General features: G+C 72.3%; 17 protein-coding genes. 11 read left to right on the forward strand and 6 right to left on the reverse strand.

Translation table 11 applies throughout. The features are described 5' to 3' along the window. Positions 1 to 24 precede the first annotated feature (24 nt). From ABZ386_RS10125 to ABZ386_RS10155, 7 genes are all read left to right on the forward strand, one after another. Complete coding sequence (locus ABZ386_RS10125; protein WP_351343119.1) at positions 25 to 1,086, forward strand: MoxR family ATPase; 1,062 nt, start codon at positions 25 to 27, stop codon at positions 1,084 to 1,086. Next, entirely contained in the window at positions 1,083 to 2,885 is a 1,803-nt protein-coding gene (locus tag ABZ386_RS10130) for a hypothetical protein (RefSeq protein ID WP_358964523.1), read from the forward strand. The genes ABZ386_RS10125 and ABZ386_RS10130 overlap by 4 nt, the downstream gene beginning before the upstream one ends. Positions 2,886 to 2,978: 93 nt before the next feature. Beyond that, a complete protein-coding gene (locus ABZ386_RS10135; RefSeq protein ID WP_114256363.1) occupies positions 2,979 to 3,407 on the forward strand; it encodes an OsmC family peroxiredoxin in 429 nt (142 codons plus the stop codon). A 123-nt stretch (positions 3,408 to 3,530) separates the two neighbouring features. Continuing rightward, positions 3,531 to 4,916, forward strand: coding sequence for a hypothetical protein (locus ABZ386_RS10140; protein ID WP_351343114.1), 1,386 nt, complete (start codon positions 3,531 to 3,533; stop codon positions 4,914 to 4,916). Continuing rightward, a complete protein-coding gene (locus ABZ386_RS10145) occupies positions 4,913 to 5,653 on the forward strand; it encodes a glycerophosphodiester phosphodiesterase family protein (RefSeq protein WP_351343113.1) in 741 nt (246 codons plus the stop codon). Before ABZ386_RS10140 ends, ABZ386_RS10145 begins: the two co-directional genes overlap by 4 nt. A 63-nt stretch (positions 5,654 to 5,716) precedes the next feature. Then, on the forward strand, positions 5,717 to 7,582 hold the full coding sequence (gene dnaK / locus ABZ386_RS10150) for a molecular chaperone DnaK (RefSeq protein WP_355723747.1): 1,866 nt from the start codon (positions 5,717 to 5,719) through the stop codon (positions 7,580 to 7,582). Positions 7,583 to 7,758: 176 nt separating this feature from the next. Next, positions 7,759 to 9,843, forward strand: coding sequence for a LamG domain-containing protein (locus ABZ386_RS10155; RefSeq protein ID WP_358964524.1), 2,085 nt, complete (start codon positions 7,759 to 7,761; stop codon positions 9,841 to 9,843). Positions 9,844 to 9,859: 16 nt separating this feature from the next. On the opposite strand, the gene ABZ386_RS10160 is transcribed toward ABZ386_RS10155, so the two are convergent. The 3 genes from ABZ386_RS10160 to ABZ386_RS10170 form a co-directional block, all read right to left on the reverse strand. Further along, positions 9,860 to 10,327 carry a molecular chaperone TorD family protein gene (locus tag ABZ386_RS10160; RefSeq protein WP_351343110.1) on the reverse strand — a complete coding sequence of 156 codons (468 nt, stop codon included), beginning with the start codon at positions 10,325 to 10,327 and terminating at the stop codon, positions 9,860 to 9,862. A gap of 94 nt (positions 10,328 to 10,421) precedes the next feature. Next, complete coding sequence (locus ABZ386_RS10165) at positions 10,422 to 11,285, reverse strand: helix-turn-helix transcriptional regulator (RefSeq protein WP_351343108.1); 864 nt, start codon at positions 11,283 to 11,285, stop codon at positions 10,422 to 10,424. Between the two features lie 84 nt (positions 11,286 to 11,369). Continuing rightward, positions 11,370 to 12,176 (reverse strand): helix-turn-helix transcriptional regulator, encoded by an 807-nt coding sequence (locus tag ABZ386_RS10170; protein ID WP_351343106.1) that lies wholly within the window; start codon positions 12,174 to 12,176, stop codon positions 11,370 to 11,372. A gap of 127 nt (positions 12,177 to 12,303) precedes the next feature. On the opposite strand from ABZ386_RS10170, the gene ABZ386_RS10175 reads away from it, so the two are divergent. Both ABZ386_RS10175 and ABZ386_RS10180 read left to right on the forward strand, forming a co-directional pair. Further along, on the forward strand, positions 12,304 to 12,609 hold the full coding sequence (locus tag ABZ386_RS10175) for a 4a-hydroxytetrahydrobiopterin dehydratase (RefSeq protein WP_358964526.1): 306 nt from the start codon (positions 12,304 to 12,306) through the stop codon (positions 12,607 to 12,609). Between the two features lie 4 nt (positions 12,610 to 12,613). Further along, positions 12,614 to 13,357, forward strand: coding sequence for a class I SAM-dependent methyltransferase (locus ABZ386_RS10180; RefSeq protein ID WP_358964527.1), 744 nt, complete (start codon positions 12,614 to 12,616; stop codon positions 13,355 to 13,357). Here ABZ386_RS10180 and ABZ386_RS10185 read toward each other — a convergent pair. Together ABZ386_RS10185 and ABZ386_RS10190 are read right to left on the reverse strand one after the other, a co-directional pair. Next, positions 13,326 to 13,802 (reverse strand): hypothetical protein, encoded by a 477-nt coding sequence (locus tag ABZ386_RS10185; protein ID WP_356503345.1) that lies wholly within the window; start codon positions 13,800 to 13,802, stop codon positions 13,326 to 13,328. The two genes, ABZ386_RS10180 and ABZ386_RS10185, sit on opposite strands and share 32 nt — an antisense overlap. Beyond that, positions 13,799 to 14,278 (reverse strand): hypothetical protein, encoded by a 480-nt coding sequence (locus tag ABZ386_RS10190; RefSeq protein ID WP_351343098.1) that lies wholly within the window; start codon positions 14,276 to 14,278, stop codon positions 13,799 to 13,801. Before ABZ386_RS10190 ends, ABZ386_RS10185 begins: the two co-directional genes overlap by 4 nt. A 39-nt stretch (positions 14,279 to 14,317) precedes the next feature. Between ABZ386_RS10190 and ABZ386_RS10195 the strand changes: the two genes are divergently transcribed. Both ABZ386_RS10195 and ABZ386_RS10200 read left to right on the forward strand, forming a co-directional pair. Then, a complete protein-coding gene (locus tag ABZ386_RS10195; protein ID WP_356615831.1) occupies positions 14,318 to 15,274 on the forward strand; it encodes a YafY family protein in 957 nt (318 codons plus the stop codon). A gap of 32 nt (positions 15,275 to 15,306) precedes the next feature. Next, positions 15,307 to 17,181 (forward strand): rhamnogalacturonan lyase, encoded by a 1,875-nt coding sequence (locus tag ABZ386_RS10200; protein ID WP_358964529.1) that lies wholly within the window; start codon positions 15,307 to 15,309, stop codon positions 17,179 to 17,181. Between the two features lie 46 nt (positions 17,182 to 17,227). On the opposite strand, the gene ABZ386_RS10205 is transcribed toward ABZ386_RS10200, so the two are convergent. Beyond that, positions 17,228 to 19,873 carry a cellulose binding domain-containing protein gene (locus ABZ386_RS10205; RefSeq protein ID WP_358964531.1) on the reverse strand — a complete coding sequence of 882 codons (2,646 nt, stop codon included), beginning with the start codon at positions 19,871 to 19,873 and terminating at the stop codon, positions 17,228 to 17,230. Between the last annotated feature and the right edge of the window lie 90 nt (positions 19,874 to 19,963).

Here is a 19,963-nt window from a genome sequence, read left to right on the forward strand (position 1 = left end):
CCTACCTCCCAAGGAGCCCCTGCCTTGCAGGCAGCCGTCACCGTCACGCCCGCCCGCCTCCCCGACCTGCTGCTCGGCCTCGCCACCGTGCGGCCGGTCTTCATCTGGGGCGCCCCCGGCATCGGGAAGTCCTCCCTGGTGCGGAACTTCGCCGAGTCGCTGGGCCTGGAGTGCGTGAGCCTGCTGGGCACCCAGCTCGCCCCCGAGGACCTCATCGGCGTCCCGCAGATCCGCGACGGCCGCTCGGTGTTCTGCCCGCCCGAGGCGATCGCCCGGGACGAGCCCTACTGCCTGTTCCTGGACGAGCTCAACGCGGCCACGCCCGATGTGCAGAAGGCGTTCTACTCGCTGATCCTGGACCGCCGCATCGGCACCTACGAGCTGCCCAAGGGCTCGATCGTCGTCGGCGCCGGCAACCGCGCCACCGACAACGCGCTCGCCCGGCCCATCGCCTCCGCGCTGGTCAACCGGCTCACCCACGTGCACCTGGAGGCCTCCGCCAAGGACTGGCTGACCTGGGCCGGGAACAACGGCATCCACCCCTGGATCGCGGACCACCTCACCGACCGGCCCGACCACCTCTGGTCCAAGCCGCCCAAGACGGAGGAGCCGTTCTCCACGCCCCGCTCCTGGCACATGCTCTCCGACGCCCTGCACTCCTTCGGCCGCGACCTGGACGAGGAGACGCTGCGGGTGCTCGCGCACGGCACGCTGACGCCCGCGCACGCCCAGGCGTTCTGCGGCTACGTCAAGGTCGTGCGCAGCCGCTACGGCATCGAGGCGATCATCAAGGGCGACGCCCGCTGGCCGAACCGCCCGGAGGACCGCGACCTGCTCTACTACCTCGCCGACTCCTTCCGCGGCCGCCTGGTCAAGGAACTGCCCGTCAGCAAGGAGCACATGTCGGCGAACGGCCGGCAGACCGCCTACCGCGCCAAGTCGCTGCTGGTGCAGCTTGCCGAGATATCCGTCGAGGTCGCCCAGACCGTCATCGCCTCCGACGCCGACGGCAACCCCGTGCTGCCCTCCTGGTTCCTCGTCGAGGCGGCGCGGGACATGCCCCGGCTGGTCGAGGCGCGGCGGTGAGCCGCGCCCACGGCAAGGACCGGCGCAAGAAGAAGCGGGACCTCGCGGGGGAGGCCTTCGCCGAGGGCATGCGGCTGATGAAGGCCAACGCCGCCCTCGCGGCCGTGGAGTTCGACGTCTGCCGCCAGGAGGAGTGCCGCTTCGCACCCCGGGACGGCCTCGTCACCGTCGACTCCGACGGCGACCTGCACGTCCACCCGGACCGGCTCGCCGAGCCCGCCGCCTGGGCCTGGGCACTCGCCCACGCCGTCCTCCACCTCGGCTTCGGGCACGTCCCGGCGGTCAAGGGCGACCGCGTCCAGCCCGACCGCTTCGACCTCGCCGCCCGCTGCGTCGTCGTCAACCGCTTCCTGCTCGGCTTCACCATCGGCGAGACCCCCGAGCACCTGCCCGCCTCCTACCCGGACGGCGACGAGGAGCAGCTCGCCGCCCGCTGGCGGCGCGACGGACTGCCCCCGGTCTACGAGCGCTGCGGCACGGCGGGTGACGAGCCCGACCAGGTGCTGGTGCCGTGGACGGGCTGGTCCCGGCCGCCCGACTGGCAGCTGGCCTTCGCCACCGCCCTGACCCGGACCGTGTCCGCCGCGATGGACATGGCGGGCGGGCGCCGCGACAGCCTCACCGGCGAGGTCGCCCGGCCGCAGCCCTGGCAGCGGGCGCTGAGCTGGTTCATCTCCTCCTACCCGCTGCTCGGCGGCATCGCGGCCGGCATCAAGCTGGTGGCCGACGCCGAACTCGCCCGCGCCCACGGCATCGCCGTCGCCGCCGTCGACGCCGAGGCGGGCGAGATCTACATCAACCCCCTGCGCGGTTTCGAGGACGAGGAGTGGCGGTTCGTCCTCGCCCACGAGATGCTGCACGCCGCCCTGCGCCACGGCGACCGCTGCGGCACCCGCGACCCCTACCTCTTCAACGTCGCCTGCGACTACGTCGTCAACGGCTGGCTGACCGAGATGGAGGTCGGCACCATGCCCGCGGGGCTGCTGCACGACCCGCAGCTCGCCGGGCTCTCCGCCGAGGAGGTCTACGACCGCATCGCCGGCGACCTGCGCCGCACCCGCCGCCTGGCCACCCTGCGCGGCAAGGGCGTGGGCGACATCCTCGGCGGCCCCCTCGGTTCGCCCCGCGACTACGTCGACCTCGACGCGTTCTACCGCCGCGGCCTCGCCCAGGGCCTCGACCTGCACCAGCGGCAGGAGCGCGGCTTCCTGCCCGGTGGGCTGGTCGAGGAGATCCGGGCGCTGAGCCACCCGCCGCTGCCCTGGGACGCGCGTCTGGCCCGCTGGTTCGACGAGTTCGTGCCCCGCCCCGAACCCGTCCGCTCCTACGCCCGCCCCTCCCGGCGCCAGGCGGCCACGCCCGACATCCCGCGCGCCGGGCGGCACTTCCCGCCCGAGGAGATCGCCCGCTGCACCTTCGGCGTCGTCCTGGACACCTCCGGCTCCATGGACCGCGTGCTGCTCGGCAAGGCCCTGGGCGCCATCGCCTCCTACGCCGAGGCCCGGGACGTGCCCGCCGCCCGGGTCGTGTTCTGCGACGCGGCCCCGCACGACGCGGGCTATCTGCCCGTCACCGAGATCGCGGGACGGGTCCGCGTGCGCGGCCGCGGCGGCACCGTCCTGCAACCCGGCATCGACCTGCTGCACCGCGCCGACGACTTCCCGCCCGGCGCGCCCGTCCTCGTCATCACCGACGGCTGGTGCGACACCCTGCGCGTGCGGCGCGAGCACGCGTACCTGATCCCCCGAGGAGGACGCCTGCCGTTCACCGCAAGGGGCCCGGTCTTCCACGTGAGTTGAGTCGTAGTGTGATCAGATGGGGCCGCGACCCGGTAACGGGTCACTTGGACCACTGAAGACACATACAGTCGGACATTTTGGAAAGGGTGCGTCATGGCAACCACACGCTCCGCACACACCGTCTGGGAAGGCAACCTCTTCAAGGGCAACGGGGTCGTCACCTTCGACTCCTCCGGCATCCTCAGCGAGCAGCCCGTCAGCTGGGCCGCCCGCACCGAGGAGCCGGGCGGGAAGACCAGCCCGGAGGAGCTGATCGCCGCGGCCCACTCCAGCTGCTTCTCGATGGCCTTCTCCAACATCCTCGACAAGGCCGGCACCCCGCCGACCAAGCTGGTGACCTCCGCGGACGTCACCTTCCAGCCCGGTGAGGGCATCACCGGCATCCACCTCACCGTCGAGGGCACCGTCCCCGGCATGGACGAGGAGGCGTTCCTGGCCGCCGCCGAGGAGGCCAAGGTCGGCTGCCCGGTCAGCCAGGCCCTCAAGGCCACGCCGATCACGCTGACGGCCAAGCTCGCCTGACCGGGCTCACCCGCGTCGCGCGGACCCGCCCACCGGGGCGGCCCGCGCGACGTCGTCGGTTCACCCCCCGCGGCCGGGGTATGAACCAGACGCTTTTCGAACCGACGGGCGGGAAGGAACGCGATGCTGCCGGGAACGTCCCCGAGCGCGACGGTGCTCGACTCCGCCACCCGTGACCGCACCCGCGTCCTGCTGCTGTTCAGCCTCTCCGGCCGGCTGCGCCCCCGCGACACCGCCCTGGGCGCCCTCGTCGACCGCTACGACTACGGCCGCTTCGCCTCCCACCTGATGACCAGCCAGGACGTGCTGCCCGTCCCGGTGCTCGACGAGCAGGTGGCGCCCCGCCGGCTGCGCCTCCCGCACGGCGACCACGGCCTCGCACTCGCCTCCTTGCGGATCCTCGTCGTCACCACGCCGCGCGGCGACGCCACCCTGGTCGTGGACTGCGCCTTCGCCGGCGAGACCACGGCCGGCGACCTCGCCGCATGGCTGGCCACGACCTGCTTCGACCGGGACCGCATCGAACTCGACGACCGCCCGCTGCTGACGGCGCTGTCCGCACAACTCGGCGGCCGGCCCCTCGCCCTCGGCCAGAACGTGCACCAACTCGTCTTCCCCGGCGGCCGGTTGCAACGGGAGCTGCTCACCGCCGACCAGGCCCGCAGGGCCGTCCTGCTGAACGAGATCGTCTACCGCGGCAGGATGCCCTGGAACCCGGCCGCGCCGCACGACCCGAGCCTCGCGCCGCACCTGCGGAACCACGGCGTCACCCTGTCCGCCCTCGGCCGCGGCGTCTCCGTGCAGACTGGCTGGGCCCCGCACGTGGAGAACGGCCTGGTGCTCGTCGCCATCGGCATGATCTCCGCCCTGGCCGTGCTCCAGCGCACCCGCCTCGCGGCCTTCGCCATGATGAAGGCCAACGAGCGGGCCGACGCCGACTCGCCCACCGAGATCCGCTCCCTGATCTCCCGGCTCTCCGCGGGCGTCAACGAACTCCAGCTCGACCTCGCCTTCGGTGTCGAGGCCTACGTCGACAGCCTGCTGATCCCCGAGATGATCACCGAGGCCTTCCAGTCCTCGCTGGGCGACGCCCTCGGCATCCGCGACAGCCTGGAGAACTCGGCCCGCATGGTCGAACGCCTCACCTCGGTGATCAGCGCCCGCTCCGCCGCCCTGGACGCCGAACTCGCCGAGCGCGACGACCGCCGCGACCGCACCGTCTCCGGCCTCGTCGCCGCCGCCACCCTGATCGCCCTGCCGCCGACGCTGCTGCTGGCCTTCTTCGGCGTGAACGGCACGAACGTCGACGAGCACCGCTCCATCCTCGACCTGCGCGCCTACGGAACGGCGTACGCGCTGGCCTGGCTGCCCTTCGTCGTCCTCGTCCTGATCGGCTGGGTCCTGCTCAGACGGGTCCGCGCCGGCTCCGGCCCGCTGCTGCCGGCGCCCGACGACGACTTCGTGCCCGTCCCGCCTCCGCGCTCGCCTTCCGGGAGCCGACGACCATGACGCCACACCCCGCCGTCTCCGCCCACCGGGGCGGCTCCGAGCGCGCCCGAGCCGCCACCTGGGAGGCGTACGAGGACGCGCTGGAGTCCGGCGCGGAGTACGTCGAGTTCGACATCCGCCGCACCGGGGACGGCGTCCTCGTCGTCTACCACGACCCCCGGGTCGGCCCCGCCGGGCCGCCGCTGTCGGCGCTCACCCACGCCGAGCTGTGCGAGCGGGCCGGGTACGAGGTGCCGGTGGTGGACGACGTCATGGCGCTGATCGCCGGGAAGCTCGTGGCTCACCTGGACCTGAAGGAGACGGGCTACGAGCGGGAGGTGACCGACCGGGCGGTCGCGCTGCTCGGCGCGGACGGGCTCGTCGTGACCACGCTGGAGGACCGTTCCGTCGCGGCCGTCACACGGGCGCATCCCGGGGTGCGCACCGCCCTGTCCCTGGGGCGCGACCGCCGGGAACTGGCCCTGGCCCGGCTGCCCGGGACGCGGCTGAGCGAGCTGTTCCCCGTCCGCCGCATCCGCGCCTGCGGGGCCCACGGCGTCGCCGTGCACCAGCGCCTGGCCAGGACGAACGTGCTGCGCGAGGCGACCCGGCACGGCCTGTTCACCCTGGTGTGGACGGTCAACGACGACACCCTCATGCGCGCCTTCCTCGCGCATCCGCGCGTGGACGTCCTGGTCACCGACCGGCCCCGGCGGGCCGTGGCGCTCCGGGGGCCGATCACCCCTTCGCGGCATTGACAACAGCGCACTCAAGTTTTGTGCTGGAGAGTGTGAAGAGCGCCCTGGCGGAAGGGGACGGCGATGGGACGTGCGGTAGGGATCGACCTCGGAACCACGAACTCGGTGGTCGCGGTGCTGGAGGGCGGCGAGCCCACCGTCATCGCCAACGCGGAGGGCGCCAGGACCACGCCCTCGGTCGTGGCGTTCGCCAAGAACGGCGAGGTGCTGGTGGGCGAGGTCGCCAAGCGGCAGGCCGTGACGAACGTGGAGCGCACCGCCCGCTCGGTCAAGCGGTACATGGGTGACGCGCACTGGCGCTTCCCCGAGCAGGGCGACATCGACGGCACCCGCTACCGGGCGCAGGAGCTGTCCGCGCGGGTGCTGCAGAAACTGAAGCGGGACGCGGAGTCCTACCTCGGCGAGGACGTCACCGACGCGGTGATCACCGTGCCCGCGTACTTCGACGACGCCCAGCGGCAGGCGACCAAGGAGGCCGGTGAGATCGCGGGCCTGAAGGTCCTGCGGATCATCAACGAGCCGACGGCGGCGGCGCTGGCGTACGGCCTGGACAAGGAGAACGACCAGACGGTCCTCGTCTTCGACCTCGGCGGCGGCACCTTCGACGTGTCGCTGCTGGAGATGGGCGAGGGCGTCATCGAGGTCAAGGCCACCAACGGCGACACGCACCTCGGCGGCGACGACTGGGACCAGCGGATCGTCGAGTACCTGATCAAGCGCTTCAAGGGCCAGTACGGCGTCGACCTGGGCAAGGACAAGATGGCCGTGCAGCGGCTGCGCGAGGGCGCCGAGAAGGCCAAGATCGAGCTGTCCAGCTCCACCGAGACGACGATCAACCTGCCCTACATCACGGCCTCCGCGGAAGGGCCCCTGCACCTCGACGAGAAGCTCACCCGGGCCCAGTTCCAGGAGCTCACCGCCGACCTGCTCGACCGCTGCAAGACGCCCTTCCACCAGGCGGTCGACGACGCCGGGGTGAAGCTGTCCGCGATCGACCACGTGATCCTGGTCGGCGGCTCGACCCGGATGCCCGCGGTGACCGACCTCGTGAAGGAACTCACCGGCAAGGACCCGCACAAGGGCGTCAACCCCGACGAGGTCGTGGCCGTGGGCGCCGCACTCCAGGCGGGCGTCCTGCGCGGCGACGTCAAGGACGTGCTGCTGCTCGACGTCACTCCGCTGTCCCTGGGCATCGAGACCAAGGGCGGCATCATGACCAAGCTCATCGAGCGCAACACCACGATCCCGACGCGGCGTTCGGAGATCTTCACGACGGCCGCCGACAACCAGCCCTCGGTCGGCATCCAGGTCTACCAGGGCGAACGCGAGATCGCCGCGTACAACAAGAAGCTCGGCGTCTTCGACCTCACCGGCCTGCCGCCGGCCCCGCGCGGCGTCCCGCAGATCGAGGTCGCCTTCGACATCGACGCCAACGGCATCATGCACGTCTCCGCCAAGGACCTGGCGACCGGCCGCGAGCAGAAGATGACCGTCACCGGCGGCTCGGCCCTGCCCAAGGACGACATCGACCGCATGATGCGCGAGGCCGAGCAGTACGCCGAGGAGGACCGCAAGCGCCGCGAGGCCGCCGAGACCCGCAACCAGGCCGAGCAACTCGTCTACCAGACCGAGAAGTTCCTCCGTGACAACGCCGACAAGGTCCCGTCGGACACCAAGTCCGAGGTCGAGTCGGCCCTCGCCGATCTCAAGGCGCAACTGGACCAGCAGGCGGACACCGCCGCCCTGCGCGCCGGCGTCGAGAAACTCGCCTCGGTGAGCCAGAAGATGGGCCAGGCGATGTACGCCCAGGCCCAGCAGACCCCGGCCGAGGAACCCTCCGGCACCCCGAGGGACGAGGAGGGCGTGGTCGACGCGGAGATCGTGGACGAGGAGAAGGACCGAGGTGACGAGAAGGGCGGTGCCGCCTAGTCCGGACTCCCGTCCGAGGAAAAACTGTTCCACCGATGTCGGTGGCCCCTGTTAACCTCCAGCGGCTCGTGTGACCAACGGGCCGAGGGAAGTTCACAGGGGAGGGACAGTTGGACGCAGGGAAGAGATCCGGCGGACGCAGACGGCTGGCGGTGGGGTGCGCGGTGGCGGCCGTCATGACGACCGGCACGGGCGTGGCACAGGCCGCGGACAACCTGCCGCCGAAGCAGCCGCTCGTCCAGGATCTGAAGACGGGGTACAAGGCGTGCGCCGCGGGCAACGAGCGGGTGTACGTCTCCGGGCCGCCCACCCTGACCGCCGTGCTGTACGACCCGGCGGAGGACAACCATCCCGCCGAGGCCAACATGGTCAGGGGCGAGTTCGAGGCCTGGTGGACGGACGCGGCGGGCACGCAGCAGCGGCGCTCGTTCGTGACGCACGAGACGCTCTCCGGCACCCGCCAGCAGTGGCGCATGCCCGAGGACGTCCTCCCGCCGGACACCGTCATCTCGTGGCGCGTGCGCGCGAACGACGGCGCGGCGAACTCCCCCTGGAGCTCCGAGGGGGAGGGCTCGGTCTGCGAGTTCGTCTACGACGACGACAACCCGGAACCGGCGAAGATCTCCTCCCCCGAGTACCCGGAGGAGGTGTTCTGGGTGGACGGAGTGGGCGTGTACGGCCACTTCACGATGGACTCCCCCTCGGACGACGTCGTCTCCTACGAGTACGACTTCATCGGCGGCCCGTACGGAACCGCCCGTCCCGAGCGGCCCGGCGGGCCCGCGATCATTCCCTTCCTGCCCCTCGACTCCGGTCCCGAGCGGCTGACCGTCCGGGCCATCGACCGTTCCGGACGCAGCAGCGGTGAGTCCTCGTACCGCTTCTACGTGAAGGACGGCCGCGCCCCCGTCGCCCACTGGCCCCTGGACGACGCCCAGGGCGCCTCCGGAGCCGACGCCGAGACGGGAACCGACGCGCAGGCCGGCGCCGGCGTCACCTTCGGCGGCCCGGCCCCCGCCCGCACCGCCCTCACCGCGACGGCGATCCTGGACGGCAGCAGCCACGGCTACCTCACCCCGGGCGTCCCCGCCGTGACCGACCCCCGCGAGAGCTTTGCCCTCAGTGCCTGGGTACGTCCCGCACAGACCGACCGGAACATGACGGTCGCCGCCCAGGACGCGGGGGAGAGCGCTGCCTTCTCCCTCGGCCTGAGCGCCCGGGGCGAGGCTCCGGCGTGGACCTTCACCGTCGGCGGTGCCCAGGTGTCGGGCGGTGCGCCCGAGACCGGTGAATGGGCGCATCTGCTGGGCGTGTACGACGCCGAGACCGGCAAGGCGCGGCTCTACGTCAACGGCCACCAGGCCGGTGACCCCACCGAGGCCCGCCCCACCGCGACCGCCGGCGCCTTCCAGATCGGCCGCGTCCGCGACGGCAACGGCTACCACGACCGCTGGCACGGCCAGTTGGGCGACGTCAAGGTCCACGACCGGGTCGTCGTCCCCGCCGAGGCCACCGAACTGGCCTACCGCAAGCCGTCGTCGCGCGGCCACTGGTCCCTGGAGACGGCCGCGGACGGCGCCAGCCCGGAACAGGGCGACGGCGCCCCGCTGAAGCTGGGCCCCGGCGCGACGATCTACCGCGTCCCGGACGACTCCTGCCTCCCCTGGATCGACCCGGACTGCGTGCCGGCGCCGGGGGCGCTCGTCGGTGACGGCCACCTGGCGCTCGACGGCAGGACCGGCCATGCGACCGCCGGGGGACCGGTGGTCGACACCTCCGACAGCTTCACCGTCGGCGTGGTCGTCCGGCTGGCGGACACCGAGCCCGAAGGCCCCATGACGGTGCTGTCGCTGCCCGGTGAGCACACCGACGCCTTCAAGGTCCGCTACGACCCCGAGCAGCACGCCTGGCAGCTGGTGATGCCCCACAAGGACGAGCGGGGCGCCTCCGAGACCGTCGTGGCGCAGTCCGCCTGGCCGGACGGCCGTGATGGCTCGGGCCACCGGGTCGCCGTGGTCTACGACGACGCGACCGACAAGGTCCGGCTCTACCTCGACGGCCAAACCGGTGCCGAAGCGACGGCGGACCTCCCGAACCACTGGAAGGGCTCCGGCCCGCTCCAGATCGGACGGGCACGGACCGGCGACGGCTGGGGCGAGCACCTGCACGGCGACGTGGACGAGGTGCACGCCTTCGCCGGCGCGCTGACCGACGAGGACATCCCGTTCCTGGGCTCCGGCGGGGAGCCGTGCTTCTGCTAGCCGGACCGCCCGGCCCCTAGGTCGCGGTGTGCGCGGGCGGCAGTGTCGCGCACACCGCGTCCAGGACGGTCGCGTACGGCGTGCCGAAGGCGATGAGCCTGGAGCGGAGCAGGTCCAGGCCGTCGCGGTGGTCCGCCAGGAGCTGGCTGTCGCCGGTGCGGGCCGCGCACTCCAGGACCGCCGGCAGGAAGTCCGGCGGTTCCTCGCCGGTCGTCTCCAGGCCGTGCGAACGGTACAGCTCCTCGGAGGGCGTGGGGGCCGCCTCGCGCCACGCGCTCAGATACAGGCTGTGGTCCGGCTCCGCCTCGAATACCTCGACGTAGTGCGCCGCCAGCTCGCGCGGCGGGGTCAGCGCCGCGTGGTCCGCGAACTCCCGCAGCTGCGGGGCGGCTTCGCGGAGCAACGGCAGGCGGGTGCGGAAGTCGTCGTCGGGGAACATCAGGCACAGCGCGGCCGCCTGGTACAGCACCTCGAATCCGGGCATCGGACCTCCTTCGCGTGCGCCCCGCGATCCCGACGCTAGAGGCGGGCCGGAGGGCCCACCCGTCGGCGGGGTCCGTACGGGTCAGGGGGCGGGCTCAGAAGCTGTCGCGGTACTCCCGCAGCAGCTCCTCCGTGCGCTGCGTGGAGCCCGCCCGGGCCGTCATGTGGTCCAGGACCTCCAGGTGCGCCGAGACCTCCTTGCGGGAGTCCAGGTACAGCGCCCCGGTCAGGTACTCCGTGAACACCATGTCGGGCAGTTCGGGCTCCGCGAAGCGGAACAGCGAGAACGGCGCGTACGTCCCGGGATGCGGACCGTCCTTGAACTCGGCGACCTGCAGCGTGACGCGGTCGCGCGCGGCGTACTCCAGCAGCTTGTCCAGCTGGTCGCGCATCACCCGGCCGTCGACGCTCACCGGGCGGCGCAGCACCGTCTCGTCCATGATGACCCACAGATGCGGCGGGTTCGGGCCCTCCAGCAGCCGCTGCCGCTCCATCCGCAGCGAGACGTGCCGGTCCACGGCCTCCGGCCCGGAGTTCCCGATCGTGCCCGCCTCCAGCACCGCGCGCGCGTATCCCTCGGTCTGCAGCAGCCCCGGCACGAAGTGCGGCTCGTACGACCGGATGATCCGGGCGGCGCCCTCCAGGCTCACGTACAGGCTGAACCACTCCGGCAGCACGTCGTGGAACCGCTGCCACCAGCCCGGCCGGTTGGCCTCCTCGGCGAGGTCGACGAACGCGGCCACCTCGTGCTCGGGCACGCCGTACGCGGTCAGCAGGATCTGCACGTACGGGATCTTCAGCGCGACGTCGGCGGTCTCCATCCGCCGGACCGTCGCGGGGGCGACGCGCAGCACCCGCGCCGCCTCGTCACGGCTGAGTCCGGCCGCCTCGCGCAGCTCCTGCAGCCGCTTGCCCAGCACCACCTGGCCCACGGTGGGTGCGGCCCGCCGTTCACTCACGCCACGCCTCCCCAACGCGCCCAAGCCTGCGATCAGTCTGTCACGCCCGGTGGCCTGTATCACAGTCCTCACGGCGAGGACCTGTCAGGGCAGCAGCGACTGGAGGTACTTGACGGTCGCCGGGTCGGCCGGGAGCAGCGTCTCGATGGCCAGCTCGGCGACGGTCACGTCCATCGGCGTGTTGAACGTGGAGATCGAGGAGATGAACGACAGCGTCCGCCCCTCGTGCTCGATCCGCAGCGGCAGCGCGAAGTACGGCACCGCCTCGGCGGGCTCCTCCGCCGGGTCCGCTTCGGGTACCGGGTACGCCGCCACCTCCTCGTACAGCGCCCGCAGCGGCTCGGAGCGGTGCAGCGCGATCTGCCGTTCCATCTGCTCCAGCAGGTGCCCGCGCCAGGCGCGCAGGTTGCGGATGCGAGGCGCCAGGCCCTGCGGGTGCAGCGCCAGCCGCATCGCGTTCAGCGGCGGCTCCAGCAGCGACTCGTCCACGCCGTCGACCAGCGCCATGATCCCCCGGTTGGCCGCCACCACGTTGTACAGCGCGTCCACCACCAGCGCCGGATACGGCTCGTAGCCGCCGATCAGCCGCTCGATGCCCTCCCGCAGCGCGCCCAGCGCCGGGTCGTCCAGCGGCGTCTCCGGGTAGCGCGGGGCGTAACCGGCCGCCAGCAGCAGCGCGTTGCGCTCCCGCACGGGGACGTCCAGGTGCTCGGCCAGCCGCAGCACCATCTCCTCGCTGGGCCGGGAGCGGCCCGTCTCCACGAAGCTGATGTGCCGGGCCGAGGAGTCCGCGCGCAGGGCCAGCTCCAGCTGACTGACCCGCCGCTGCTCCCGCCAGGCCCGCAGCAGCGGGCCCACGCCCTGGTCGGCGGTGGACGGGTGAGTGGTCATGTCAGGACCGTAGTCGAGAACCGGTCGCGCCGGACAGGCATACCCCTCTGACCAGGGTCTCGGGCGCCTCGCTGTGGCAGGCTGAGAGGACACCGAGGAGTCCGGAGCCAGGGAAGGAGCGCAGCCCATGCCCGTCGAACCGCTGTCGCAGAAGGAGATCGAGGACCGGCTGGCCGAGCTGCCGGGCTGGTCGCTCGACGGGGACCGCCTCGCCCGCTCCTACCGGCTCGGCTCGCACTTCGCGGCGACGGCGATGGTCGTGCACATCGCCCAGGTCCAGGAGGAACTGGACCACCACTCCGACCTCACGCTCGGCTATCACACCGTCTCCCTGTCCGTGCACACGCACAGCGCGGGCGGCGCCGTCACCGAGAAGGACTTCGAGCTCGCCCGCAGGGTGGAGGACCTCGCCCCCGGGCACGGGGCACACTGACGGCGTGCTGGACTACGACAAGGAAGCGGAGCGGTACGACGCCTCGCGCGGCGGTGAGCCCAGGGCGGCCGCCGCCGCGGCGGCGGTGCTGAGCCTTCTGCCGCCGGACACGCGCAGCCTGCTCGACGTCGCCTGCGGCACCGGCATCGTGACCCGCAGGCTCGCGGCGGCGCGCGACGGCATGCGCGTCACCGGCGTCGACCTCGCCCCCGCGATGACCCGGCGGGCCGCCGCCCGGCTGCCCGGCGCCGTCGTCCGCGCCGACAGCCGCAGGCTGCCGTTCCGGGACGGCGAGTTCGACGCCGTGTGCAGCGTGTGGCTGCTGCACCTGGCCGCCGGGCCCGCCGAGGTGCGGGCCATCGTCGGCGAGTGCGCCCGGGTGCTGCGGCCCGGCGGCGTCTACGTCACCACGGTCGACAAGGCCGCCTCCCACAACGTGGGCAGTGACATCGATGTCGTCCTGTCCTCCCGTCCGCCCAGCCCGGTCCGGGACGCGGCGGCGGACGTCGAGTCCCACGCCGCCGCCCACGGCCTGGCCCCGGCCGGACAGGCCCGCTTCACCGGGCACGGCCAGGGCCGCAGCCCCCGCCGCACCGTCGCCGACCTGCGCCGCGGCTGGTTCGTCACCCTCCCGCCCGGCGACCCGCTCGCGGAGGGCTTCGCCCTGGAGCTCGCGCGCCTGCCCGACCAGGACCGGCCGCGCCCCGAACCGGTGTTCAGCCTGCGGGCGTTCCGGAAGACCGGGTGAACGCCATGGTCCAGTTGGTCAGCCAGGTCTCCCCGCCGTCGACGGAGAACGCCTGCTCCCAGCGGGCCGTCGTGGGGGAGACGCCCGACCAGACGAACCGCACGCGGACGTCCTTGCCGTCGTAGGTGTCGTCGCCGTGGAAGTCGCCGCGTCCCCCCTCGAACCGGCCGAAGACCGGGGGGAACAGGGTTCCGGTGATGCTGGAGGCCCAGTTCAGCGACCAGCGCTCGGTCGCCGGGTCGAAGAGCCGCAGCGTCGCGCCCTTGGCCGACAGGTGCGGCATGTCGATCTCGTCGAGGTTCGCGGTGCCGTCGAACAGCGGCCGGCAGCGGCTGGTGCCCGAGAACTCCTCCCAGCCGCTGTCCGGGTCGAGGAAGTCGGTGCGGCGGCGGTGCAGGACGTCCCAGTCGCCGTGGAAGAAGTCGAAGTCGTGCGCGCTGCTCATGTGCGGTCCCCCGTGGTTCCTTCGGGCAGGGAGTCGGCCAAGTAGGCCTTGAGGTCGGGTACTTCGGGCACGAGCAGGTGCCGTACCCAGGCGTCCCGTTCGTGCAGGATCGGCGGCAGCTCCCAGACGCAGCCGATCCACGGCAGCTCGGGAGTGATGAAGCGGGTCGGGTCGCGGTCCGGGCAGCCCAGCACCGGCTGGCCCGCCGCGGCACCCTGGAAGTGCAGGACGTTGTCCCACACCCAGCTGTACGCGTTGAGGTAGGCGCCGTCGTCACCGCCCCGGTGCAGGACGACGAAGGTCGCCGGGGGCGTGCCGTCCGGTTCCGGCAGCAGCTCCGGCAGGATCGCGTAGGCCGCCTTCTCCACCTCGGGCTCGATGCCGGCGGGGTCGGCGGTGACGTGGTAGCGCTTGACGTGCCGCCCGGCCACCTGGATCGGCGGGGGCACGGTCAGCAGTTTCTCGCTGAAGGGCATGACGGGACGCTAGAGCGGATCCCCTGACATCCTGTGTCAGTGAAGTCCAGCCGACTCGTCTCCCTCCTGCTGCTGCTCCAGACCCGTGGCCGGATGACCGCCGCCCAGCTCGCCGAGGAGCTGGAGGTGTCGGTGCGCACGGTGTACCGGGACGTCGAGGCGCTGAGCGCGGCCGGAATCCCGCTGTACGGCGACGCGGGCCACGCCGGGGGCTACCGTCTCCTCGACGGCTACCGCACCCGGCTCACCGGCCTCACGACCGACGAGGCCGAGGCCCTCTTCCTGGCCGGCGCGCCCGGGGCCGCCGCCCAGCTCGGGCTCGGTTCCGTCCTGGCCGCCGCCCAGCTCAAGGTCCGGGCCGCCCTGCCGCCGGAGCTGCGCGCCCACGCCGACCGGATCAGCGGCCGCTTCCACCTCGACGCCCCCGGCTGGTACGCCGACGCCGACGAGACGCCGTACCTCCCGGCCGTCGCCGACGCCGTCTGGAACAGCCGCGCCGTGCACGTCCTGTACCGCCGCTGGCGCGAGCCCACCGACGTGGAGCGCCGCCTGGAGCCGTACGGGCTCGTCCTCAAGGCGGGCCGCTGGTACGTCGTCGCGGGCCCGGGCCCGCGCACCTACCGGGTCGACCAGATGCTGCGACTCACCGCCACCGGCGAGGAGTTCACCCGCCCGGACGGCTTCGACCTGGCGGGGTACTGGGCGGCGTACCAGCGGGACTTCCACCACCGGCTCCGCGCGGGCCGGGCCGTGGTCCGGCTGGCGCCCGGCGTGACGCTCACGGGCCGGGCCCCGGAGGGGCACCTCGACGAGGACGGCTGGACCACCGTCACCGTGGCCATCGAGTCCGTCGACCACGCCCACGCCGAGTTCCTGCGCCTGGGCTCCGGCATCGAGGTGCTCGAACCTCCCGAGCTGCGCGAGCGGATGGCCCGGACCGCGGCCGAATTGGCCGAGAGGTACGGCAACCCCCGCGCCGCCGGCGGCGACCTCTGACGGAACCCCCCACCCTCCCAGGAGGTCCGTCAGTGAAGCACCCGCACAGGCACCGCAGACGCCGCCTGATCCTCCCCGTGGCGGTCACCGCGGCGGCCCTGGCCGGCGCCGGTCTCACCACCTTCGCCACGCAGGAGGCGGCCCACGCGGCCACCGCCCGGCAGGTCGAGAAGCTCGACCGGGGCGTGGTCAGCGTCCACACCGGCAGCGGCAACCTGGTCAGCTGGCGCTGGCTGGGCACCGACCCGAACGACGTGTCGTTCAACGTGTACCGGGCCGGCACGAAGGTCAACTCCACGCCGATCACGGGCAGCACGAACTACTTCCACTCCGGCGCCCCCGCCGGCGCCGACTACACCGTCCGCGCGGTCGTGGGCGGCACGGAGCAGGGCGACTCGGTCCACGCGGTCCAGTTCCGCACCGGCTACAAGGACGTCCCGATCTCCCCGCCCGCAGGCGGCACGACCCCCGACGGGGTCGCGTACACCTACGAGGCCAACGACGCCTCCGTCGGCGACCTCGACGGCGACGGCGCCCTGGACCTCGTCCTGAAGTGGCAGCCCACCAACGCCAAGGACAACTCCCAGTCCGGCTACACCGGCAACACCGTCGTCGACGGCATCAAGCTCGACGGCACCCGGCTGTGGCGCATCGACCTGGGCCGCAACATCCGCTCCGGCGCGCACTACACCCAGTTCCAGGTGTACGACTACGACGGCGACGGCAAGGCCGAGGTCGCCATGAAGACCGCCGACGGCACCAGGGACGGCACCGGCGCGGTCATCGGCAGCTCCTCCGCCGACCACCGCAACTCCAGCGGCTATGTGCTCTCCGGCCCCGAGTTCCTGACCATGTTCGACGGCCGGACCGGCAAGGCGATGCAGAGCGTCGACTACGTCCCCGGCCGGGGCACCGTCTCCTCCTGGGGCGACTCCTACGGCAACCGCGTCGACCGCTTCCTCGCGGGCACGGCCTACCTCGACGGCTCCCGCCCCTCCCTGATCATGGCGCGCGGCTACTACACCCGCACGGTCATCGCCGCCTGGGACTGGCGGGGCGGCCAGTTCACCCGCCGCTGGACCTTCGACACCACCTCCTCCACCAACAGCGGCAAGGGCTACGACGGCCAGGGCAACCACAGCCTGTCCGTCGCGGACGTCGACGCCGACGGCAAGGACGAGATCGTCTACGGCGCGATGACCGTGGACGACAACGGCAGCGGACTGTGGACCACCCGGCTCGGCCACGGCGACGCCGGCCACGTCGGCGACCTCAACCCCTCCCGCGCGGGCCTGGAGTACTTCAAGGTCTCCGAGGACTCCAGCAAGCCCGGGTCCTGGATGGCCGACGCCCGCACCGGCCAGATCCTGTGGCAGACGGCGTCGGGCTCCGACAACGGCCGGGGCGTCGCCGCCGACGTCTACGCCGGCAGCGCGGGAGCCGAGGCCTGGTCCGCCGCCGACACCACCCTCCGCTCGGCGACCGGCGCCTCCCTGGGCCGCGAGCCGTCCAGCGTCAACTTCCTGTCCTGGTGGGACGGCGACCCGGTCCGCGAACTCCTCGACGGCACCCGCATCGACAAGTACGGCACCTCCGGCGACACCCGCCTGCTGACCGGCTCCGGCGTCTCGTCCAACAACGGCACGAAGTCCACGCCGGTCCTCTCCGGTGACATCCTCGGCGACTGGCGCGAGGAGGTCGTCTGGCGCACCAGCGACAACACGGCGCTGCGCATCTACTCCACCCCGCACGAGACGAACTCGAAGATCACCACCCTGCTCCACGACACCCAGTACCGCACGGCCCTGGCCTGGCAGAACACGGCCTACAACCAGCCCCCGCACCCGAGCTTCTTCCTCGGCAGCGGCATGGCAACAGCTCCCCGGCCGACGGTCTACACCCCGTAAGACACCGGTGGGTGCGCCACCCCGAGGGCAGCGCACCCACCCCGCGTCAGCTACAGGTCCGGTCGCCCAGCTTGAACGCGGTCGGTTTCGTGTTCGCCCCCGACCAGTTCGCCGTGAAGCCGAAGCCCACCGACGCGCCCGCCGCCACCGTGCCGTTCCAGCCGACGTTCTTCGCCGTCACCGTCGAACCCGACTGCGACGCCTCGGCGTTCCACGCCTGGGTGAGCTTCTGGCCGTCCGGGAAGGCCCAGTTCAGGGACCAGCCGTTCCAGGGGCCGGTGCCCGTGTTGGTGAGCTGGACGTCCGCCTGGAAGCCGCCCGACCACTGGCTGGTCACCTTGTACGTCACCTTGCAGGCGCCGACCGGGTCGGGTCCGGGCCCGCCGGGGCCCGTGCCGCCGCCGTCGGAGCTGTCGCCGTAGATGACGCCACGGCCGTTCGTCGAGACGTAGACACGGCCGTAGACCCGCGGGTCACCGGTGATCGCCGCGCCGGTCCAGCCCCACTGGTGGGCGTCGTCGTTGATACGGGTCCAGCTCGCGCCCTTGTCGGTGGAGCGGAAGATGCCGCGCACACCGCCGATCTTGGCGCTGGTGTAGAGCGTCTGGTAGGAGGCACCGGGGGCCGCCTTGCCGAAGCCGACGGTGTCGGCCTGCTCGACGTGGGAGAGCTTCGTGAAGCTCGTGCCGCCGTCCGTGGAGTGCCACAGGCCGTACGCGCCGTCCGGGGCGCCGCCCGCGAGCCAGATGTCGCCCTTCCCGCCGGGCAGGGCCTTGAAGCGGACGCTGTCGCCGCTCGGCAGGCCGGTGGCCGGGGACGCCTTGAACGTCGCCCCGCCGTCCGTACTGACGTAGAACTTCCCCGACTTGAAGCCGTAGAAGGTCTTCGGGTCGACGCGGTCCGACTCGACGATCGCCCCGGCGGGAATCCCGCCGGACGCCTGCCACGACGTGCCGAAGCCCGTCGCGTGGTGCACGCCGGCGCCCTCGGGGCTCCACACGAACCGGCTGCCGTCGGCCGCCGCCGCGACCGTGCCGCCGCCGCTCACGCCCGAGGGGTCGGTGCCCGCGAACCAGTTGGCGCCGTTGTCCGTCGAGAAGGAGACGTGCGGGCCCGAGTCGAGGTTGCCGACCCGGACGACCGTGTCCGGGTTCGACTCGGCGAAGTCCAGGCTCGTGGTCGTCGTGAAGTTCGGCTGGGTGAACATCATCGACGGGACCTTCGTCAGATCCGTGTGGCGGAAGCCGCCGATGTCCCCCAGCGCGCTCAGCAGCGGGGCGCCCGACGGGGGAGAGGCGAGGTCGTTGACCGCGGTCTCCTCCAGGCCCCGGACCATCGGCTTGATGGTGAACTTGCCTCCGCTGTCCCAGTTCCCGAGGTTCTCCGTGCCGTAGATCGTCGCGCCCGTCCCGTACATCATGCGGTTCGAGTCGAACGGGTCGATCTCCAGCGCCTCGGTCATCCAGCCCAGCTTCGGCGTCTGCTCGGGCGGCTGCGGGTTCGCGCCCCAGGTCAGCCACGGGGAGGACGAGACGTCCATCGTGTAGCGGTTCTCGCGGTTCGGGTACGACGTGTAGTCCCAGGCCTTGGACCAGGTGGCGCCGCTGTCCGTGGAGCGGAAGATCTGCGTGTCCGGCCACCAGGCGCTGTACGCCGTCGCCATCACCGTGCCCGGCTTCTGCCGGTCCACGGTCAGCCCGCTGAAGCCGTAGAAGGTGTCGGCCTCCGCCACCGGGCTGATGTTCGTCCAGGCCCCCGTCCCCGTCGCGTAGCGCCACAACTGGCCCTTGCCGCCGTCGTACGGGCCGCCCTTGTCGCTGTAGGCGAGGTACAGGTATCCGTTCTTCGCGTCGAGGACGCCTTTGTGGGCGAGGTAGCCGGTCGGCTGCCCGGCCAGCCGCTGCCAGGTCGCGCCCGCGTCCGTCGACCGGTACACCGCGTTGTCCTTGTCGGCGACCCCGACGTAGATCGTCTTCGTGGCGTTCCCGGCCGTGCCCGTGGACTCGTCGAAGGTGACCCAGACGATGCCCTGGTTGTCGGAGGCGTAGCCGGACGTGTCACTCGGATCCTGCGCGTAGTTGCCGACGTTGGGGAAGTTGGCCACCTGCGACCAGGTCGCGCCCGAGTCCGTCGACCGCCACAGCCCCTTGCCGCTGGGCGCCCCCAGATACAGCACGCTGTTCCGGTTCGGGTCGATCGCCAGCCGCTCGCCCATGCCCCGCCCCGGCATGTTGCCGCCCAGCTTGAACGGCAGGTTCGCCTTCTGCCAGCTGGCCCCCCGGTTCGAGGAGCGCATGACCGCGCCGTTCTTCGGATCCCAGCTGTTGGTGTACGTCCCGACCGCCGCGTACACCCGGTCCGGATCGCGGGAGTCGGACGCGATGCTGACGACGCCCGTGTGCCCCCAGTCGTCCCAGCCGACCGAGTCCAGCAGCGGCGTCCAGGTCTTCGAGGACTCCTGCCAGCGGTAGGCACCGCCGATGTCGGTGCGGGCGTAGGCGAGGTTCTTCTCCGATCGGTTGAAGACGATGCCGGGGACGAAGCCGCCGCCGTCGATCCGCGCGTTCTTCCAGGTGTAGGTGTCGGCGCTGATCTTCGGCGAGGGCGGGTCGGCGGCCAGGGCGCCGGGCGCACCCGACAGCAGCCCGGCCGCCAGCGCCAGCACGGCCGTGAGGATACGGGTTCTTCGCACGGTGGGGTTCCTTCCGTGGGAGGGGGGAACGTGCGAGGGCCGGGCGGCTCCCGTGCGGGTGGAGTCGCCCGGCCGTGGCCCCGCGTCAGG

The organism is Streptomyces sp. NPDC006140 (assembly GCF_040628815.1).
In the GTDB taxonomy this organism is placed as follows: Bacteria; Actinomycetota; Actinomycetes; order Streptomycetales; family Streptomycetaceae; genus Streptomyces.

Excerpts from the sequence above, each read along its gene's own strand:
- ABZ386_RS10135 (WP_114256363.1), top strand. The coding sequence starts at position 2,979 with ATGGCAACCACACGCTCCGCACACACCGTCTGGGAAGGCAACCTCTTC.
- ABZ386_RS10140 (WP_351343114.1), top strand. The coding sequence starts at position 3,531 with ATGCTGCCGGGAACGTCCCCGAGCGCGACGGTGCTCGACTCCGCCACC.
- ABZ386_RS10145 (WP_351343113.1), top strand. The coding sequence starts at position 4,913 with ATGACGCCACACCCCGCCGTCTCCGCCCACCGGGGCGGCTCCGAGCGC.
- dnaK (WP_355723747.1), top strand. The coding sequence starts at position 5,717 with ATGGGACGTGCGGTAGGGATCGACCTCGGAACCACGAACTCGGTGGTC.
- ABZ386_RS10155 (WP_358964524.1), top strand. The coding sequence starts at position 7,759 with ATGACGACCGGCACGGGCGTGGCACAGGCCGCGGACAACCTGCCGCCG.
- ABZ386_RS10160 (WP_351343110.1), bottom strand. The coding sequence starts at position 10,327 with ATGCCCGGATTCGAGGTGCTGTACCAGGCGGCCGCGCTGTGCCTGATG.
- ABZ386_RS10170 (WP_351343106.1), bottom strand. The coding sequence starts at position 12,176 with ATGACCACTCACCCGTCCACCGCCGACCAGGGCGTGGGCCCGCTGCTG.
- ABZ386_RS10175 (WP_358964526.1), top strand. The coding sequence starts at position 12,304 with ATGCCCGTCGAACCGCTGTCGCAGAAGGAGATCGAGGACCGGCTGGCC.
- ABZ386_RS10185 (WP_356503345.1), bottom strand. The coding sequence starts at position 13,802 with ATGAGCAGCGCGCACGACTTCGACTTCTTCCACGGCGACTGGGACGTC.
- ABZ386_RS10190 (WP_351343098.1), bottom strand. The coding sequence starts at position 14,278 with ATGCCCTTCAGCGAGAAACTGCTGACCGTGCCCCCGCCGATCCAGGTG.